Below are 18,089 nucleotides of genomic sequence, written 5' to 3'. Positions count from 1 at the left end.
TCTTGCCTCCAGTTGCTACCAGAGGATGATATCCGCTTTTTTGTTCTAGGGAAGAGGGAAGGCTAAGCCTTCGGTTCCGCCTTTTCGAGCGCGTCCAGTCGTGAAGCAGCCGAAGATCGAGCGCCAGTGCCCGTGAGCCGAGCTGTCTAACAGCTATCCTCTGTCCGCCAACCAAAAAGGCCGGGTTTCCCCGACCTTCCACATCACCCGCTGCCAATACATCCGTGGTCAACGTAGCGAAGATGAAACCTGTGACAGCGGCCGATCGTGTCGATTGCATGACGGGCGGCCGGCCGGTTGAGGCACCTCAGACAAACAGCATGACGACGGCCCCACCCACGCTAATCAGGAAAAGCCCTGCAATGAGCATTGGGATGAGCGTGCTTTCACTTTCCGGACGATCCATATCGAGCCCTCCAAGGTAGGGCCACGGTGACAGGATGCACATGGGAGTCAAGTCTACCTGCGCTTGCACTCAAGGGAAGCCACGGAACCAGTAGCGTAAACATCCGGTAAAATTACGCCCATCAGCGGGGCGAATATCACAACAGCCGACATGACATCGCCAGCCAAGCATTGGCGGCGATCGGGAGGGCGTCGGCATGACGAGGATCACCGGTCGGCGCCTTCTGGGTGGCGCTGCCGGCCGCATCGCTTCCTGTGGCCCTTCCTGCGGGCGCCGAGGGCATGTCCGATCTACAGATGATCCAGGCGCTGATCGATGCCCACAAGGCGGCCGAGTACCGCTGGACCCATGACCTCCCCGACGAGATATAGCCGGGGCCTGTTGACGAACTGATGCAGGAGATCGGGAACGGATGGACCGGACGGCGGAAGCGCTTGGCCAATTTCGGCCGTCGACGCTTGGGGGCGTGCATCTCAAGGCCGCGATGATTCTTCAAACGCAGCTCTTCGCCGATTCGGAGAATCAGGACTATTTCAGCCGCGCCGAGCTAATCAGTGGCTTACTGCCGCGGGGCAAAGAGATCAAACCATGAACGGAAAAGGCTAAAGGCTTGGAGCTACGAGGGTATTTGGTGGGCTAATTCACCCAGAGATGATATTTTTATAGCAATATCAATGAGAAAAGTGGCGGAGAAGAAGGGATTCGAACCCTCGATACCGTTCCCGGTATACTCCCTTAGCAGGGGAGCGCCTTCGACCACTCGGCCACCTCTCCGTCGCGGACCTGATATGGGGAATCGCCTGAAGGATCAAGCCCTATTTGAAGGTCCACAGCCAAAACAAGACTAACATATATCTTGCCGGTCAATGCGGCACATACCGGAAGGTCACGGGAATGCGCTGGCGCGAACGACACTAATTTGGCACAGAGGGGCACGAACAATCGAGGCCCTGCATGAATCGCTACCTCCTGCTCTACGTATTGGTGATCGGCGGCGCATTCGCGGCACTTGCCGCTATGGTCGTCAAGACCGGATCGTTGATCGGCTGGTGGTAACCGGTCAATCCGAGCTTTGCAGCGTTATACGTCCCGGACCTGCCAACAGCCCCCCTCCCCACGTCAACACTTCGTCAACTAAATCGGCGATCTTGCGTCAGACAACTGGCCAAATGTCACCAAAGGATCATCGTTGCTGCCGGATTCGGACACAAATCCTCAGCAACTATGAGATGCGCCTCAGACCTGCCGTGCGTTCAAGTCGCGTTCAGGAACAGGCGCATAATGTTCAGGGCAAGCAAATTGGTTTGCAGTAACGAGGAAATGGCTCCATGGGTTGGGTTAGCGCTTACAAATATATCGGCAACAATTACGCAAACACCGTCTCACAAGGAACCGTACCTGAAGTAGACATTTTTACCTATGGCGGAAATGACAAGATCTACCTTAACCTTGTCAGCCGGGACGGCGGCTTCAATTACGTGGAAGCAGGCAGCGGCAACGATTATGTGAAGAACTGGTTCGAGGGCGGGAACAAGATCTACCTCGGCTCCGGCAACGACACCTACATCCACAACGGCTACGCGATCGATGACGACTACCGCGATTACGTCTACGGCGAATCGGGCAACGACTGGTTCGAGGTGCTGACGCTGCAGAGCCGGTACTACGGCGGCGACGACAACGACACCTTCCTCTCGGCCGGCTTCCGGAACTATTTCAGCGGCGGCTCCGGTGTCGATACGCTCAGCTACGAACTCCAGGACGACAGCAAGCTGAAGGGGCGCGGCGTTCTCGTAGACCTTGACCAGAAGTACGCCAAGGTCGGCTCCAATAAGGAGACTTTCAGCAGCATCGAGAACGCGATCGGAACCAGCTACAACGACACCTTGCGCGGCACCAATGGGGCAAACGACCTCGAAGGCGGCAGCGGCAACGACATCCTGTCCGGGTTCGGCGGCAACGATTATCTGCTCGGCGGCTACGGCAGCGACAAGTTACTGGGTGGCAGTGGCAATGACGACCTCGTCGGCGGCCGTGGCTACGACATCCTGAACGGTGGCACGGGGTCTGACTACTTCATCTTCGATTCGATCAAGGATTCGGCGGTCGGCAAATACCGCGACGTCATCCAGGACTTCTACAGTTCGGAGAAGGATAAGATCGACCTCAGCAACATCGATGCCAACATCAACCGCAGCGGCAACCAGGCGTTCACGTTCATCAGCAACAAGGCGTTCAGCGACAAGGCGGGCGAATTGCGCTACTCCGGCCACATCATCCAAGGTGACGTCGACGGCGACGGCTACGCGGATTTCGAAATCTACGCCAACTACACGAAGTACTATTCGAGCGATTTCATCCTCTGATCAGCGGATGCAAATCTGGCGGCCGGGGGCAATGCTCCGGCCGTTTGCCTGTTGGACTACCTGCACCTCCCGTCACAACCACCCATTCCCGCCGTCTTCCGGCCCTGAGCCGGGGTCCAGACGCACCACGTCTGCGGCGCGAAAGACTCATTTTCCCGCAAGGACTTGCGGCTGGATGCGGGATCAGGTCCGGCATTACGGAGGTATACTGGGCGACCTGTCGAACAGTCCGTCTCGCGCAGTACCTAGTAATGCGCTGCCGCCTCCGGCCGTGACAGCTTCAAGATCGGAGATTTGTGCGCACAGACCGGGCATTTACCCGACCGCCACATCCACCCAGCGCCGCTCCCGGAAGGACTGGGCCATGGCATGCACCGCGCGCTCGATGCGCAGGCCGTCGACAAAGTTGACGGCGCGGAACGGTTCGCCGGCGATGGCGGCCATCAATTCGCGGCACTCGATGACCTTGAGGTCGTTGAAACCGAGGCTGTGGCCCGGTGCCGGGATAAAGCGGTCATAGGGCCGGTGGTGCGGGGCCGTGAGGACGGTGGCGAAGCCCTGTTCGGTCGCCCGATCCGAGGCGCGGTAGATCTGGAACTCGTTCATGCGCTCCTGGTCGAACAGGATTGAGCCTTGCGAGCCATAGATCTGCAGCGCGATCCGTCCCTTGCGGCCCCAGGCGGAGCGGTTGGCCATCAGCACGGCCGGGATGCCGCTGGAAAGCCGCATCAAGACGCTTGCCTGGTCATGGTTTTCGACGGCACGCCGGCCGCCCTCCGGCAGCGGGCGATCCGGATAGGGCTTTCCGAGGTCGGCGATCACCGATTCGACATGGCCGAACAGGTTCCAGAGGAGTGAGAGCGGATGCACGGCGAAGTCGTCCAGCGCGCCGTAGCCCTCCTTTGCCTCACTTTTGGGCGAGAACAGCGCCTCCGGATCGGCCATGTAATCCTCGTCCATCTCGACGCGGACATGGTTCACAGTTCCGATGGCACCCTCCCCGATCAGGGTGCGGAGATGGCGCATGACCGGGTTTTGGATATAGTTGTAGCCAATGATCGCAACCTTCCCGGAGCGCCTCGCGGCCGCCTCCATGCGCTCGGCGTCGGCGAGCGAGGGCGCCATCGGCTTCTCGCACCAGACATGTTTGCCGGCTTCGAGCGCTGCGATTGCCATTTCGGCATGGAACTGATTCGGCGTGGTCACGGAAATGACGTCGACGTCGGGATCCGCAAGGAGGTCGCGCCAGTTGGACGTCGACTTTGCGAAGCCGAATTCGCGCGCCCTGCTCTCGGCAAGCTCCGAATTCCTTTCGGCCAATTGCACGAGCCGCGGGCGCGCCACATCGCCGAAGATGGTCGCAACATTGTTCCAGGCGAGCGCATGACACTTGCCCATATAGCCCGTTCCGATCAATCCGACGCCAAGTTCTGCCATAGTCACTCCTCCTCACGGCGATTTTCGCGTAAAGGATGGATCGAAACGATCTGGAACAAAAGCTATATTTCCGACTCGATATGGAATAAATGTTTCACAAGATCCATTCCATCGCTTTCCGAGGGACTTGAGCCGAACATGGATGAGGAACAAGACAAGCAGCAGGATGTGCGCGTGCCGCGCGATTTCGACAGCCTGCGCAGCGTCATCATCGATCGAAAGTCGACGATGCCGAAGCGGTTGATGCAGGTCGCTGCCTATGCGCTCGCCCATCCGGACGAGATCGCCTTCGGAACAGCCGCAAGCATTGCAGCTGCCGCCGAGGTGCAGCCCTCGACGCTGGTGCGCCTTGCCCATCATCTCGGCTTCGACGGATTTTCCGACCTGCAGACGGTCTTTCGCGAACGCCTGCGCGACCGCACTCTGTCCTATGAGGAGCGGCTGGCGACGCTGGAACAGGGAGCCGCGGCCAGCAGCGAGGACGAGTTGCTGACTGGGTTCATCGCTGCGGCAGGCCAGTCCGTGGCCCGCCTCGCCCAGACGATCGACCGGGATGCCTTTTCCCGCGCCGTTGGATTGCTGGCCAAGGCCGAGACGATCTACCTCGTCGCCAAGCGCCGTTCCTATCCGCTTACCGCCCATATGGCCTATGCCTTCGGCAAGCTCGGCATTCGCCATCAGACCATCGCCTCACCAAATGGGATCGATTCGGAAATCGCACAATTCGCGACCGCCCGGGATGCGGCAATCGCAGTGAGCTTTGCCCCCTACGCCGCAGAGAGCCTGTCGCAGGCCCAGGCGCTGCACGAACGCGGCGTGCCGCTCGTGGCCATCACCGATTCGGCTTTCTCTCCGCTGGCAACATGTGCTGCCCACTGGTTCGAGGTGGCGGAGGCCGACTACGGCGGGTTCCGCTCGCTGTCGGCCTCGATGGCGCTGGCCATGGCACTTCCCGTGGCGATCGCTGAGAAACGACGTAGTCTGGATCGGAGTGGAAAGATCTCCGCCAAGAAATGAAATGACCGGAAATGAAATGGAATGTACATTCCGAATTGACTAACCTTTGGAATTGATGTTTCGTTTTCCAGAGCGCCGGAGAGCATCTCGGTGCCGATGGGAGGAAGCATGCCGCGACACGATCCTGAAGCCCTGACGCTCGACGTCATCTCGATCGGCCGTTCGTCCGTCGATCTCTATGGCCAGCAGCTCGGCAGCCGGCTCGAGGACATCACCTCCTTCGCCAAGTCCGTCGGTGGGTGCCCTGCCAACATCGCGATCGGAACGGCGCGGCTCGGCCTGAAGTCAGGTTTGATAACTCGTGTCGGCGACGAGCAGATGGGCCGCTTCATCCGCGAACAGTGCGACCGTGAAGGCGTCGCGACCGCGGGAATCGTCACCGACAAGGAACGCCTTACGGCGCTTGTTCTGCTGGCAATCGAGGCCGAAGGCGTCTCGCCGATGATCTTTGTGCGCACCGATTGCGCCGACATGGCGCTCTGCGAGGACGATATCGACGAGGCATTCATCCGTTCGTCGCGCGCCGTGCTCGTCTCGGGCACGCATTTTTCCAAACCCAACACGGAAGCTGCGCAACGCAAGGCGATCCGGATCGCGCGCGAGAACGGTCGCAAAGTCATCTTCGACATCGACTACCGGCCCAATCTCTGGGGTCTCGCCGGGCATGCCGAAGGTTTCGAGCGCTACGTAAAGTCCGACCGCGTCTCGAAGCTGATGAAATCAGTCCTGCCGGATTGCGACCTGATCGTCGGCACCGAGGAAGAGATCATGATCGCCTCGGGCGCGGACGACGTGCTCTCCTCGCTGAAGGCGATCCGCGCTGTGTCCGATGCGACGATCGTGCTGAAGCGCGGCGCCATGGGCTGCATCGTCTATGACGGGCCGATCAGCGACGATCTCGAAGACGGAATCGTCGGCAAGGGGTTTCCGATCGAGGTCTACAACGTGCTCGGTGCCGGCGACGCCTTCATGTCCGGCTTCCTGTGCGGCTGGCTCGCCGGCGAAGACCACGCAACATCTGCCACCTGGGCCAATGCCTGCGGCGCATTCGCCGTCTCCCGTCTGCTCTGCTCGCCGGAGTACCCGACCTGGGCGGAACTGCAGTTCTTCCTTGAGCATGGAAGCCAGCACAGGGCGCTGCGGAAGGACGAAGCGATCAACCACATTCACTGGGCCACCACCCGCCGGGAAGAGATCCCGCTTCTGATGGCGCTCGCCTGCGACCACCGCATGCAATTGGTGGAGATCGCCGATCAGCTCGGCGTGCCGCACGAGCGCATTTCCCCCTTCAAACGGCTGACGGTCGAGGCGGCGGCGCGCGTGGCGAAGGGGCGGCCGGGCTACGGTATGCTGATCGACGAACGGTTCGGCCGCGACGCCTTCTTCGATGCGGCGACAAAGAACTTTTCCTGGATCGGCCGCCCGGTGGAGCTTCCCGGCTCAAAACCGCTGCGCTTCGAATTCAGCCAGGACATCGGCTCGCAGCTTGTCGAATGGCCGATCGGCCATTGCATCAAATGCCTGTGCTTCTATCATCCGGACGATCCGGCAACATTGAAGAAGGAACAGCAGGAGAAGCTGCGCGCGCTTTTCGAGGCGGCGCGGCGCGTCGGGCGGGAACTGCTGATCGAGATCATCGCCGGCAAGAACGGGCCGTTGAACGATGAGACGGTGTCCACGGCGCTGCAGGAGCTTTATAATCTCGGCATCAAACCCGACTGGTGGAAGCTGGAACCGCAGGCGTCGGCGGCGGCATGGCGCAACATCGACGCGGTCGTAGCGCGAAACGACCCCTATTGCCGCGGCATTGTCCTGCTTGGTCTGGAGGCGCCGAAGGAGGAGCTGGTGCAGGCTTTCGAGGCGACGAAGGCGGCGCCGTCAGTGAAGGGCTTTGCCGTCGGGCGCACGATCTTTGCTGATGCCGCGCGGGAATGGATGGCCGGCAGGCTCACCGACGAGGCGGCGATCATCGATATGACCAACCGCTTCGGCGAATTGACTGACGCCTGGCTGAAAACGCGCGGGCACTGAGAGCATTCTGGGAGGAACATGATGGGTAAGACGGTCCGGCTGACGATGGCGCAGGCCATCGTGCACTATCTGAAAAAGCAGATGACGATCGTCGACGGCAAAAAGGTGCCGATCTTTGCCGGCGTCTGGGGCATCTTCGGCCATGGCAACGTCGCCGGCATCGGCGAAGCGCTCTATCAGGTGCGCGAGGAGCTGCCCACCTACCGCGCCCACAACGAGCAGGGCATGGCGCATGCGGCGGTGGCCTTTGCCAAGGCGAGCTTCCGCCAGCGGTTCATGGCCTGCACGACCTCGATCGGCCCCGGCGCACTCAATATGGTGACGGCGGCCGGCGTTGCGCATGTCAACCGCCTGCCCGTCCTCTTCCTGCCAGGTGACATCTTCGCCAACCGCGTTCCTGATCCTGTTCTGCAGCAGATCGAGGATTTTGGCGATGGCACGGTTTCGGTGAACGACGCCTTCCGCTGCGTCTCGCGCTATTTCGACCGCATCACCCGACCCGAGCAGATCATCCCGGCATTGAAGCGCACCATGCAGGTCCTGACCGATCCGGTCGATTGCGGTCCGGTGACGCTGTCGCTCTGCCAGGACGTGCAGGCCGAGGCCTACGACTATCCCGAAAGCCTGTTCGAAGAGAGGGTCTGGAAGGAGCGCCGCCCGCGTCCGGATACGGACGAATTCACCGCAGCGATCGAGGCGATCCGTCACGCCGAGCGACCGCTGATCATCGCCGGCGGCGGCGTGCTCTATTCGCACGCTACAGCCGAGTTGAAGGCATTCGCGGGCATGCATGGCGTTCCCGTAGCCGTCACCCAGGCCGGCAAGTCGGCGCTGCCCGACGACCATCCGCTCTGCATGGGTTCCATCGGCGTCACCGGGACCTCCGCCGCCAACGCCTTTGCCGAAGAAGCCGACCTGATTCTGGCGGTCGGCACGCGCCTGCAGGACTTCACCACCGGCTCCTGGGCGCTGTTCAAGAACGAACGTATCAGGATCATCGGTCTGAATACTGCCTCCTTCGACGCAGCCAAACACGACGGCCTGCCGCTGGTCTGCGATGCCCGCGAAGGCCTGACGCTGCTTTCCGAAGCGCTGGGTGGCTGGAAGGCACCGGCCTCGGTCGAAGCAGCCGCGAAAGAGCGCAAGGCAGAATGGATGGCGGCGGCAAACAGCGCCACCGCAGCCACGAACGCCCCTCTCCCGTCTGACGGTCAGGTGATCGGTGCGGTCCAACGCGCCATCGGCGGCGAAAACTCCGTCCTCGTCTGCGCCGCCGGCGGGCTTCCGGGTGAACTGCACAAGCTCTGGCAGGCCGGAAGGCCGGGCAGCTATCACATGGAATACGGCTTTTCCTGCATGGGCTACGAGATCGCCGGCGGACTGGGAGTCAAGATGGCGCGGCCCGAAGCGGATGTCGTTGTCATGGTTGGCGACGGCTCCTACATGATGATGAACTCGGAGCTTTCCACATCGGTCATGCTCGGCCAAAAGCTGACGATCGTCGTGCTCGACAATCGCGGCTTCGGCTGCATCAACCGGCTGCAAATGGCGACCGGGGGTGCCAACTTCAACAACCTGCTCAAGGACGCGCGGATCGAGGCGATGCCGGACATCGATTTCCGGGCGCACGCCGAAAGCATGGGCGCAGTCGCGGTGAAGGTTTCCTCCATTGCCGATCTCGAGACGGCGATCGAGCAGAGCAAGGGCAACGATCGCACGTCGGTCATCGTCATCGACACCGATCCGCTGATTACCACCAAGGAAGGTGGCCACTGGTGGGACGTGGCGGTGCCCGAGGTCAGCCCGCGCGAAGAGGTCAAAAAGGCGCGTGAAGCCTATGTGAAAGCGCTCAGCGCCCAGCGCATCGGCTAGGTGCTTCAACCCATACGAGATCAATTTTCGGACGAGCCGATCCGTCGCTCTTCCGAGCCTAAGGAGAACATCATGAAAGCCAAACTCGGCATGTCGCCGATCGCCTGGTGGAACGACGACCTTCCGGAACTGAGCGACGACGTGTCCCTCGAGGAATGCCTTCGGCAGTCTCGCGGCGCGGGCTTTACCGGCATGGAGAAGGGTCGCCGCTTCCCCGAGGATCCGGCCGTCATGCTGCCGATCCTGCGCGCCGCCGACGTCACGCTCTGCGGCGGCTGGTTCTCCGGCACCCTTGTCGACGAGGAACTGGCCGCCAACAAGGACCGCATCGCCCCGATGATCGAACTGTTCAAGGCGGTCAACGCGCCCTGCATCGTCTATGGCGAAGTCGGCCGCTCCATCCAGGGCGACCGTTCCAAGCCGCTCGCGACCAAGCCGCGCCTTTCGGACGACGAGATGAAGGCCTATGCGCGCCGCGTCACCCAGTTCGGCGAATGGTGCGCCGAACAGGGCATGCCGCTCTCCTATCACCACCATATGGCCGCCGTGGTGGAAACCGAACCGGAGCTCGACGCCTTCATGCGCGCGTCGGGCGAAGGCATTCCGCTGCTGCTCGATGCCGGGCATCTGGCGTTTGCCGGCGGCGACGTGCTGCGCGCCATCGACAATCACCACGCCCGCATCAATCACGTCCACGTCAAGGACATCCGTCGGGCCGTGGTGGACGGATTGGATCGCAGCCGGCAATCCTTCCTCGATGCGGTGGCGCTCGGCGTGTTTACCGTGCCGGGCGACGGGTCGCTCGATTTCGGCGCAATCGTACAGCGGCTGGCGGATCACGGCTATGAAGGCTGGTTCGTCGTCGAAGCCGAACAGGATCCGCGCAAGGCCCCGCCGCAGAAGATGGCGGAGATCGGCCATGCGGAACTGATGCGCGTCATGACCGCTGCGGGCTATACCGTCGAGACAGAGGGTTTTCCGAAAGGATAGCGCTCCGCCGCACGCTGGACACGGATGCCGAATGAAAGGAACAAGCCCATGCCGAATCTGCTCGTAAAACCCAAGGGCGATCATGGCCGGGTGACGCATGTCACCCCGGAAAGCGCCGGCTGGACCTATGTGGGCTTCGATCTGCACAAGATGAAGCCGGGCGAGATCATCGCTGCGGAGACGGGAAGCCGGGAGGTTTGCCTCGTCTTCGTCACCGGCAAGGGGTCGGTGACGGCCGACGGCGAGAGCTTCGGCGTGCTCGGCGAGCGTATGAGCGTGTTCGAGGGCCAGCCGCATGCACTGTATGTGCCGGCCCATTCGAACTGGTCGGTGACGGCGGAAACGGGCCTTGAGCTTGCAGTCTGCTCCGCGCCGGGCGGAGGCAACTTCAAGGCCAAGGCGATTCCGCCCGGCACGCATCAGCAGATCGTTCGCGGCAAGGGCAGCAACGTCCGCCATGTCACTAACATCATGCCTGAGGATGACGGTTCGGCTCATTCGCTGCTGGTGGTGGAAGTGATCACCCCGGAGGGGCACACCTCCTCCTATCCTCCGCACAAGCACGACCGGGACGATCTGCCGAACGAAAGTTTCCTTGAGGAGACTTACTACCACCGCCTCAACCCGCCGCAGGGCTTCGCCTTCCAGCGCGTCTACACCGACGACCGTTCGCTCGACGAGGCGATGGCGGTGGAGGATGGCGACGTGACGCTGGTGCCCAAGGGCTACCACCCTTGCGCCACCTGCCACGGCTATGACCTTTACTACCTGAATGTCATGGCGGGTCCGAAGCGGATCTGGAAGTTCCACAACGCCAAGGAACACGAATGGCTGCTGACACGGTGAGGCGCAAGCCGGATTCGCCATAGACAAGCGGCAACCGCCAGGATCGATGGCATTGCGTGGTTTGGGATAAAGAACAGCCGGTCCAGGTCGCTTTTGACTGCTCTCATTCTGCGGGCGCATGAAGCCATGCACAATTAGGCAGAGTGCCGGGGAAACGGACAGATTCCGCCTCTTTAAGGCGCGGGCATCCTGATATAGCACATCTGCATCGAGACAGACGGCGAGAGAGGAAGATCCCATGAGCGCACATCACAAGGCAACACCGGAACAGGCCCGCGCCAAGATGGCCGCCTTCGACTGGGAGGATCCCTTCCTTATCGAGGACCAGCTGACCGACGAAGAGCGGATGATCCGCGACGCCGCCCACGCCTACTGCCAGGACAAGCTGGCATCGCGCGTTCTCGAGGCCAACCGTCACGAGATCTTCCACCGTGAAATCATGACTGAGATGGGTGCGCTCGGCCTGCTCGGCCCGACGATCCCCGAAGAGTTCGGCGGTGTCGGCGCCAACTACGTTTCCTATGGCCTCGTCGCCCGCGAAGTCGAGCGCGTCGATTCCGGCTATCGCTCGGCCATGTCGGTCCAGTCCTCGCTCGTCATGCACCCGATCTTCGCCTACGGCACCGACGAGCAGCGCAAGCGCTACCTGCCGAAGCTCGCCTCCGGCGAGTGGGTCGGCTGCTTTGGCCTGACCGAACCGGATCATGGCTCGGACCCCTCCTCCATGATCACCCGCGCGAAGAAGGTCGACGGCGGCTATCTCGTCTCCGGCGCCAAGAACTGGATCACCAATTCGCCGATCTCCGACGTTGCCATCGTCTGGGCCAAGTCGGACGCGCATGACGGCAAGATCAAGGGCTTCATCCTCGAGCGCGGCATGAAGGGCTTCGAGACGCCGAAGATCGAAGGCAAGTTCTCGCTGCGTGCCTCCATCACCGGCATGATCATGATGCAGGACGTGTTCGTTCCGGACGAAAACCTGTTGCCGGAAGTCTCCGGCCTCGCAGGTCCCTTCGGCTGCCTCAACCGTGCCCGCTACGGTATCGCCTGGGGTGCGATGGGTGCTGCAGAATTCTGCTGGCACGCCGCCCGCCAGTACACGATGGACCGCAAGCAGTTCGGCAAGCCGCTCGCCCAGATGCAGCTGATCCAGAAGAAGTTGGCCGACATGCAGACGGAGATTTCGCTCGGCCTGCAGGGCGCACTGCGCCTCGGACGCCTGTTCGACGAGCATCGCGCCCCGGCCGAACTGATCTCACTGATGAAGCGCAACAACTGCGGCAAGGCGCTCGACATCGCCCGCGTCGCCCGCGACATGCACGGCGGCAATGGCGTTTCCGACGAGTACGGCGTCATCCGCCACGTCATGAACCTGGAAGCCGTCAACACCTACGAGGGCACGCACGACGTTCATGCGCTGATCCTCGGACGCGCACAGACCGGCCTTCAGGCGTTCCAGTAAGCAACTTTCCGATCTTCTTCGCAACGATGCCAACGCCCCGCCTCGAGCGGGGCGTTGTGCTTTTGGCGCTGCGATGCCGGCAGGAAGTCCCGCCCGACGCTCATTTCCCAAAGAATCGGGCATCAAGTCGCAGAAGCAGCAGCCGAGCCATTCGGATAAAGGACCGCTCCTGGCCCCAAAGGGGGCCCGAGCTCAGGACATCGCGCTACCAGGTGGACGCCCCGAAGGGCGTCCACTGCAATCTTGTCATTCGCCCGCTCGATGCGACGACCGCATCTCCTTCACCTGCTGCATAACCTGTTCGAGGTTGTAGCTGGCCGGGTCCTGCATGGGCGGATAGTCGATGTAGCTCTCAAGCTCCTTCAGCCAAAGCGCCTGACCGATCGGCAGGAGGTTCCAGTCGTAGATGTAGGCGGTCGACGGAGAGCCAATCGTGCCGCCCGTTCCCATTACCGTCTTTATCTGCGTTCCGACGGAGACTTCAAATGGGTCGCGTTTGATGTTGACGACCTGAGTCCAGTGGTAGGGAATCACTCCGACGAGGAAGCCTTCCACGTTGTCGGACACCATCGCGAAGTACATCTTCCAGTTCTTGTAGCGAACGGCCGACGGGTCCTTGCCCGAGTAGTAGAAGAAGGTGTCGCGGGCCGATTTATCGGACTTGCCTTCGAGATAGTCGCGCTGGTTGACGCCGTCGAGCGTCGTCTTGGCTATGCCCGGATAAGCACCTTTCTCGATCTGCGCCTTCAGTTCGTTGCCCTTCGGGCCGCCGGCGATGTCGACCAGTGTCGGCAACCAGTCGAGCGAGGCGAAGATGTCGTTCTTGACCGTCCCAGGTTCAATATGGCCCGGCCAGCGCACGAGCATCGGCGCGCGCATGCCGCCCTCCCATGTCGTCAGCTTTCCGCCCTTGAACGGCGTTACGCCGCCATCGGGGAAAGTCTGCGTTTCGGCACCATTATCGGTGGTGAAGGCGATGATGGTGTTGTCAAGCTGCCCCATTTCTTCGAGCTTTTTCAGCACATAGCCGATGTTGTCATCCATCTGCTTCATGCCGGCTTCATTGAGACCCCAGTCCTTGCCGCCGGGCTCGCCAATCATGTTTGCGTACTTGTCCGACAGCACGGTGGTGATGTGCATGCGGGCCGGGTTGTACCAGACGAAGAACGGCTTGTTGGTTTTCTTCGGGTCGTTGCGGTCGAGGAAGTCGATGACGTGGCGCGAGATTTCTTCGTCCACGGTCTTCGAGCGCTCCAGCGTCAGCGGGCCTTCGTCCTTGCAGGTCTGTTTGGCGGCGGTCCCATCCGGCGAGGTGCAGAACAGCACGGGACGCGGCGGCGTCAGGCAAGGTGTCGTCGCCGGATCGACGGCCGCGGGATCATCGGGAATGCCGGGGATCGAGGTGTTCCTGCAAACCGGCGCGACCGTCTGCTCGGTCGGGGTCTTGTTGATGTCGGGGAAGCTCACTCCCTGCATGGCATCGAGGTGATAGAGATAGCCCCAGAATTCGTGGAAGCCGTGCGCGGTCGGCAACGCGTCAGTGTGGTCGCCCAGGTGGTTCTTGCCAAACTCGCCGGTGTTATAGCCAAGATCGCGCAGGAACCACGCTAGCGACGGCGTTCCCGGCCGCAGGTAGGACGGGCTTCCTGGCAGTTGCGGCGGGATCATGCCGGTGCGTAGCGGATGCATCCCGGTGAAGAAGGCGTTGCGACCAGCCGTGCAGCTTTGCTCGGCGTAGTAGGTCATGAATTTCGCACCCTCATTACCTATGCGATCGATGTTGGGCGTTTCGCCCACCATCAGGCCTTGGTGATAGATGCCCGGCTGCATCCAGCCGATGTCGTCGCCCATGATGAACAGAATGTTCGGCTTCTGTGCTTGCTGGGCGTTGGCCGGGCTCGCTCCGACCAGGAGCGCCGCGGCAAAGGTTGCCAATACGGCACTACTGCTGCCAATCTTGCGCTGCATCTGCTTTCTCCCTCAATAAAGGCCAGAACAACCGAACGCGGAATATGACGACGATGTGCCGAACCGACAGTTCGGTCTCCGGTGTTGGTTTGGATGTGCTAGACGCCTTCTGCGGCCCTCCTTTCCCATCGCAGTCAAAGCAACGAAAAATGCGCCCCAAAGCCCGTATGCAAGTCTCGTAGCGAGACCAGTGCACCGCCTCGAATAGATTGATGTCCGCGCCTTATGCTGAATATTAGCGTTATCTCACGAAATGAGCTGCTCTTCCAGATTGAAAGCCGCAGCGATCTCGCGGTGATCGTTGTCCGGCTGGAAAACGCTCGACCCTTCTGACGCGAAGCGGTCTCTGCTGCTTTAGGCTGAGTTGGGTTGGACCATTGTTTCCCATCTGTCGGAAAGCGCGTGCAGAGGGTGTTCGCGCTCAATTTCCCAGAATTGCGATACGTAAATTTTTACATGGCGCCTTTAGCGATTTCCAACACATAGGTGCAAAACTCCCCGCATGGTCGTTTGGGGGCATGATGCCCATTTCCGGGAGAGCATATGGTGGAGTTGGTAGACAAGCGCCAAAGCGGCGGCCTTTACGAGCGCAAATGGGAGCGCTTCAAGGTGAACCGGCAGGGCATGCTGTTGTCCGTCGGCCTTGATCTCGCGGTCCCCAAGACCCGGAGTTGCAAGCTGATCGATATCTCGCAAGGCGGCGCCAGCTTTTCCGTCAACACGACGATCGGGCTCGGACAGCACTACTATCTGACAATCGTCGGTGTCTTCGCCAAGGTCGGTTGCGCGGAAATGTACCGCAACGATCATCGCATCGGTGTCCAGTTCATCAAGGAAATCGACGAGGAACTGCTGCACGAGATCGTGCGCGCCGACTACTTCACCGGCGGCGTCGCCACGAAGAAAAAGGATGCCCCGCTCCCCTATACCAAGGGCATCGTCCGACCGCAGTTCAACCTGCAGCGCGCCTGACCGCCAAGCCGGGCGCGGGATCGCCAGCGGCGCCCGCAGCCCGCCTCTACCGCAGTGTCGTCGACGACACCGCGATAACACCTTGAAAACAACACATAATCCTTACAGAAAATCGATTTGGAATTTTGCCGGCATGCGTTAGTGTGCCGCCGGCCTGCGCTGTCGGCCTGCTCGACGCACGCAAGCAAGCTCTTCCTTGACGTCACTCAACAAGGTGCTCGCAGAATGTCCGGCTTCTCCCGCTTCACCCCGCTCGTCAACGCGCTTCCCTCCACCATCCCCTTCGTGGGGCCGGAAGCGATCGAACGGCAGCGGGGGACCAGGGTGAAGGCGCGCATCGGTGCCAATGAGAGCGGCTTCGGCCCCGCACCCTCGGTGCTGGCGGTGATAGCGCGCGCGGCCGGCGAAACCTGGATGTACAACGATCCGGAGAATTTCGAGCTGCGCGAAGCACTTGCCCTCCACCACGGTGTCTCGCGCGACAACATCGCGATCGGTGGCGGCATCGACGGGCTGCTCGGTGAAATCGTCCGGCTTGTCGTTGAGCCGGGCACGCCGGTCGTGACGTCGTTGGGCGGCTATCCGACGTTCAACTACCATGTGAATGGCTATGGCGGGCGTCTCGTGACCGTTCCCTATGTCAACGACCGGGAGGATCTGGACGGCCTTCTTGCCGCAGCCAAGCGCGAGGACGCGCCGCTCGTCTATTTCGCCAATCCGGACAATCCGATGGGAAGCTGGTGGGATGCCGACAGCGTCGCCGCCTTCGCCCGTGCACTGCCGGAGCACAGCCTGCTGATCCTCGACGAGGCCTATTGCGAGACGGCACCTGCTGGCTCCACGCCTGCGATAACGGCTTTGATCGGCCAACCGAACGTTCTGCGGATGCGGACGTTCTCGAAGGCCTACGGGCTCGCCGGCGCGCGCGTGGGTTATGCGATCGGCACGATCGGCAACGCACAGGCTTTCGACAAGATCCGCAACCATTTCGGTATGGCGCGGATTTCGACGGCGGCAGCGCTCGCGGCACTTGCGGATCAGACCTACCTGCACGAGGTGGTTGGCCGCATCGCCGCGGCGCGCGACAGGATCACGAAGATCGCCACACAGAACGGCCTGCGCCCCCTGCCCTCTGCCACCAATTTCGTTGCGATCGACTGTGGGCACGACGGCAACCACGCCCGCGCGATTGTCGACGGGTTGATGGAGCACGGTATCTTCATCCGCATGCCCGGCGTAGCGCCATTGAACCGCTGCATACGCGTCAGCGTCGGCCCAGAGGCGGAGATGGCACTGTTTGAAGAGATGCTTCCGAAGGTGTTGAAGACGGTGAACAGCAAGCGGTAGGCAGCAGCTTGTCATTTTTGGACAGCAGCGCCTTCTTCGAGGTTCTTGTAGGTTTTTGATTTCCTACTGCCTACCGGGCTGTTTTCGTCGTCTCAGTGTGTCGTCATCCAGTCGCGGGCGGCACGAAGCGCCAGCGCGAGATCGGTCTTGGTCATCGTCGCAGCGAGATCGGCGCGCAGCTCAGCGGCACGATCGCAACCCTTGATAGCGGCGATGTTGAGCCATTTGTGGGCAGCGACCAGATCGACGTCGCATCCGCGACCGGTCGCATAAGTCAGCCCCATTTCGCAGAAGGTATCGGCGCGGGTCTCGCCGCCCATCATGGCGGCCATTTCGGAGTTCTGGATGTCGAAGCGTGCCATTGTCGTTGTCCCTGTCCTGTTGTCTTCTTGTTGTATCGCCCTGTTTTGTGGAACCTTTCGAGAGCCTGCCGTCTTCTGCGGCATGTGCTTCCCGAAGGTTTTGTCGGCCGGTGTTTCCCGTGCTCGTCTTATGGCTCCACTATGCCAGCGCCCCTTCAATGGGCGCTTAAAATGCATGATTAATTTGCGACAAACAAAGTTCAAACAGTTGGTAAACTTGGGTTTTCGTTAAGCATCGGACGGTCTGGAACGCCGCGGATTTGTGTCAAAATTTACGCATTCTTCAACTTGCAATTTCAACCATTCACTAACCACGGAAAACGGTCGCAAGTTTCACCCGAGCAATAATTGGTCCTGCCCCACTGAGGAGATAGCTGGAAAATCCACGATTTCGCGCTGATTGGTGATTTACCTTTACGTGCGCGTAAGATAGCTTTCGCTGGCGTCGGAGGAGACGCAGGGGATCAGGAGCGCCGCAACGAGGCGGGAAAGCTCCGGCAACGGGAGGAAGACATGCTACGTATCACCATTCTGGCCGCCGCCCTTGGCCTCGGTCTTGGCAGCAGCGCTTTGGCGGCCGAGCCGATCGAGGGCAACTGGAGGACGGCAAGCGGCGAAACCGCCGCGATCGACAAATGCGGTGGCGGTTTCTGCATCACGCTCAAGTCGGGCAAGTTCGCCGGCAAACGGATCGGCCAGCTCGACGGCACCGGCGGCGAGTATTCCGGCTCGATCACCGACCCGGAAGACGACAAGACCTATAGCGGCTCCGGCTCGGTGAGCGGCAACGCGCTGAAGATGAAGGGCTGCGTGCTCAAGGTCTTCTGCAAATCGCAGACCTGGTCGCGGCTTTGAGGGGGTACCCGCGAGGAGCAAAGGTCTCCCGCCGGTTCGGTGAGCAACTTCGCAAAGTTGGCCTACCCATCTTCTCGTCACACCGGCCTTGAGCCGGTGTCCAGCCACGCCGCGTCTGCGGCGCGAAAGGTGCTTTTTCTCGCGCAAGGACTTGCGCG

At 61.2% G+C, this 18,089-nt stretch carries 14 protein-coding genes and 1 tRNA gene; 11 read left to right on the top strand and 4 right to left on the bottom strand.

Annotated features, from left to right (window positions below):
• Window positions 1-818: 818 nt before the first annotated feature.
• Window positions 819-998, top strand: coding sequence for a hypothetical protein (locus IB238_RS03005; protein WP_192243428.1), 180 nt, complete (start codon window positions 819-821; stop codon window positions 996-998).
• A 92-nt stretch (window positions 999-1,090) separates the two neighbouring features.
• On the opposite strand, the gene IB238_RS03000 is transcribed toward IB238_RS03005, so the two are convergent.
• Window positions 1,091-1,180, bottom strand: a tRNA-Ser gene (locus tag IB238_RS03000).
• Window positions 1,181-1,734: 554 nt separating this feature from the next.
• On the opposite strand from IB238_RS03000, the gene IB238_RS02995 reads away from it, so the two are divergent.
• Window positions 1,735-2,772, top strand: a complete 1,038-nt coding sequence (locus IB238_RS02995) for a M10 family metallopeptidase C-terminal domain-containing protein (protein ID WP_192243426.1) — start codon at window positions 1,735-1,737, stop codon at window positions 2,770-2,772.
• Window positions 2,773-3,087: 315 nt separating this feature from the next.
• On the opposite strand, the gene IB238_RS02990 is transcribed toward IB238_RS02995, so the two are convergent.
• On the bottom strand, window positions 3,088-4,209 hold the full coding sequence (locus IB238_RS02990) for a Gfo/Idh/MocA family oxidoreductase (RefSeq protein ID WP_192243425.1): 1,122 nt from the start codon (window positions 4,207-4,209) through the stop codon (window positions 3,088-3,090).
• A gap of 138 nt (window positions 4,210-4,347) precedes the next feature.
• Between IB238_RS02990 and IB238_RS02985 the strand changes: the two genes are divergently transcribed.
• From IB238_RS02985 to IB238_RS02960, 6 genes are all read left to right on the top strand, one after another.
• Window positions 4,348-5,226 (top strand): MurR/RpiR family transcriptional regulator, encoded by an 879-nt coding sequence (locus IB238_RS02985; protein ID WP_192243423.1) that lies wholly within the window; start codon window positions 4,348-4,350, stop codon window positions 5,224-5,226.
• 108 nt (window positions 5,227-5,334) lie between these two features.
• The gene (gene iolC, locus IB238_RS02980; RefSeq protein ID WP_192243421.1) at window positions 5,335-7,257 is read left to right on the top strand and encodes a 5-dehydro-2-deoxygluconokinase; all 1,923 of its coding nucleotides are present in this window, start codon (window positions 5,335-5,337) and stop codon (window positions 7,255-7,257) included.
• Window positions 7,258-7,278: 21 nt separating this feature from the next.
• Window positions 7,279-9,129: a 3D-(3,5/4)-trihydroxycyclohexane-1,2-dione acylhydrolase (decyclizing) gene (gene iolD, locus IB238_RS02975; RefSeq protein WP_192243419.1), complete on the top strand. Its 1,851-nt coding sequence runs from the start codon at window positions 7,279-7,281 to the stop codon at window positions 9,127-9,129.
• Between the two features lie 72 nt (window positions 9,130-9,201).
• Window positions 9,202-10,119 carry a myo-inosose-2 dehydratase gene (gene iolE, locus IB238_RS02970; protein ID WP_192243417.1) on the top strand — a complete coding sequence of 306 codons (918 nt, stop codon included), beginning with the start codon at window positions 9,202-9,204 and terminating at the stop codon, window positions 10,117-10,119.
• 48 nt (window positions 10,120-10,167) lie between these two features.
• A complete protein-coding gene (iolB, locus tag IB238_RS02965) occupies window positions 10,168-10,965 on the top strand; it encodes a 5-deoxy-glucuronate isomerase (RefSeq protein ID WP_192243415.1) in 798 nt (265 codons plus the stop codon).
• A gap of 238 nt (window positions 10,966-11,203) precedes the next feature.
• Window positions 11,204-12,427, top strand: a complete 1,224-nt coding sequence (locus IB238_RS02960) for an acyl-CoA dehydrogenase (protein ID WP_192243413.1) — start codon at window positions 11,204-11,206, stop codon at window positions 12,425-12,427.
• Window positions 12,428-12,673: 246 nt separating this feature from the next.
• On the opposite strand, the gene IB238_RS02955 is transcribed toward IB238_RS02960, so the two are convergent.
• Window positions 12,674-14,395 carry an arylsulfatase gene (locus IB238_RS02955; RefSeq protein WP_192243411.1) on the bottom strand — a complete coding sequence of 574 codons (1,722 nt, stop codon included), beginning with the start codon at window positions 14,393-14,395 and terminating at the stop codon, window positions 12,674-12,676.
• Between the two features lie 543 nt (window positions 14,396-14,938).
• On the opposite strand from IB238_RS02955, the gene IB238_RS02950 reads away from it, so the two are divergent.
• Both IB238_RS02950 and IB238_RS02945 read left to right on the top strand, forming a co-directional pair.
• Window positions 14,939-15,367 carry a PilZ domain-containing protein gene (locus tag IB238_RS02950; RefSeq protein WP_192243409.1) on the top strand — a complete coding sequence of 143 codons (429 nt, stop codon included), beginning with the start codon at window positions 14,939-14,941 and terminating at the stop codon, window positions 15,365-15,367.
• 225 nt (window positions 15,368-15,592) lie between these two features.
• A complete protein-coding gene (locus IB238_RS02945) occupies window positions 15,593-16,714 on the top strand; it encodes a pyridoxal phosphate-dependent aminotransferase (protein ID WP_192243407.1) in 1,122 nt (373 codons plus the stop codon).
• Between the two features lie 92 nt (window positions 16,715-16,806).
• Here the strand turns inward: IB238_RS02945 and IB238_RS02940 are convergent, their stop codons facing one another.
• Entirely contained in the window at window positions 16,807-17,076 is a 270-nt protein-coding gene (locus tag IB238_RS02940; RefSeq protein WP_192243405.1) for a sel1 repeat family protein, read from the bottom strand.
• A 513-nt stretch (window positions 17,077-17,589) separates the two neighbouring features.
• Between IB238_RS02940 and IB238_RS02935 the strand changes: the two genes are divergently transcribed.
• On the top strand, window positions 17,590-17,931 hold the full coding sequence (locus tag IB238_RS02935) for a DUF2147 domain-containing protein (RefSeq protein WP_192243403.1): 342 nt from the start codon (window positions 17,590-17,592) through the stop codon (window positions 17,929-17,931).
• Window positions 17,932-18,089 lie beyond the last annotated feature (158 nt).

It is taken from the genome of Rhizobium sp. ARZ01, assembly GCF_014851675.1.
In the GTDB taxonomy this organism is placed as follows: domain Bacteria; phylum Pseudomonadota; class Alphaproteobacteria; order Rhizobiales; family Rhizobiaceae; genus Mycoplana.
Note: the sequence above shows the minus strand (reverse complement) of the source record. Positions and strands in the feature narration are given on the sequence as shown.

Excerpts from the sequence above, each read along its gene's own strand:
- IB238_RS03005 (WP_192243428.1), top strand. The coding sequence starts at position 819 with ATGGACCGGACGGCGGAAGCGCTTGGCCAATTTCGGCCGTCGACGCTT.
- IB238_RS02940 (WP_192243405.1), bottom strand. The coding sequence starts at position 17,076 with ATGGCACGCTTCGACATCCAGAACTCCGAAATGGCCGCCATGATGGGC.
- IB238_RS02935 (WP_192243403.1), top strand. The coding sequence starts at position 17,590 with ATGCTACGTATCACCATTCTGGCCGCCGCCCTTGGCCTCGGTCTTGGC.
- iolB (WP_192243415.1), top strand. The coding sequence starts at position 10,168 with ATGCCGAATCTGCTCGTAAAACCCAAGGGCGATCATGGCCGGGTGACG.
- IB238_RS02995 (WP_192243426.1), top strand. The coding sequence starts at position 1,735 with ATGGGTTGGGTTAGCGCTTACAAATATATCGGCAACAATTACGCAAAC.
- IB238_RS02960 (WP_192243413.1), top strand. The coding sequence starts at position 11,204 with ATGAGCGCACATCACAAGGCAACACCGGAACAGGCCCGCGCCAAGATG.
- iolD (WP_192243419.1), top strand. The coding sequence starts at position 7,279 with ATGGGTAAGACGGTCCGGCTGACGATGGCGCAGGCCATCGTGCACTAT.
- IB238_RS02950 (WP_192243409.1), top strand. The coding sequence starts at position 14,939 with ATGGTGGAGTTGGTAGACAAGCGCCAAAGCGGCGGCCTTTACGAGCGC.
- IB238_RS02945 (WP_192243407.1), top strand. The coding sequence starts at position 15,593 with ATGTCCGGCTTCTCCCGCTTCACCCCGCTCGTCAACGCGCTTCCCTCC.
- iolC (WP_192243421.1), top strand. The coding sequence starts at position 5,335 with ATGCCGCGACACGATCCTGAAGCCCTGACGCTCGACGTCATCTCGATC.
- IB238_RS02955 (WP_192243411.1), bottom strand. The coding sequence starts at position 14,395 with ATGCAGCGCAAGATTGGCAGCAGTAGTGCCGTATTGGCAACCTTTGCC.
- IB238_RS02990 (WP_192243425.1), bottom strand. The coding sequence starts at position 4,209 with ATGGCAGAACTTGGCGTCGGATTGATCGGAACGGGCTATATGGGCAAG.
- iolE (WP_192243417.1), top strand. The coding sequence starts at position 9,202 with ATGAAAGCCAAACTCGGCATGTCGCCGATCGCCTGGTGGAACGACGAC.
- IB238_RS02985 (WP_192243423.1), top strand. The coding sequence starts at position 4,348 with ATGGATGAGGAACAAGACAAGCAGCAGGATGTGCGCGTGCCGCGCGAT.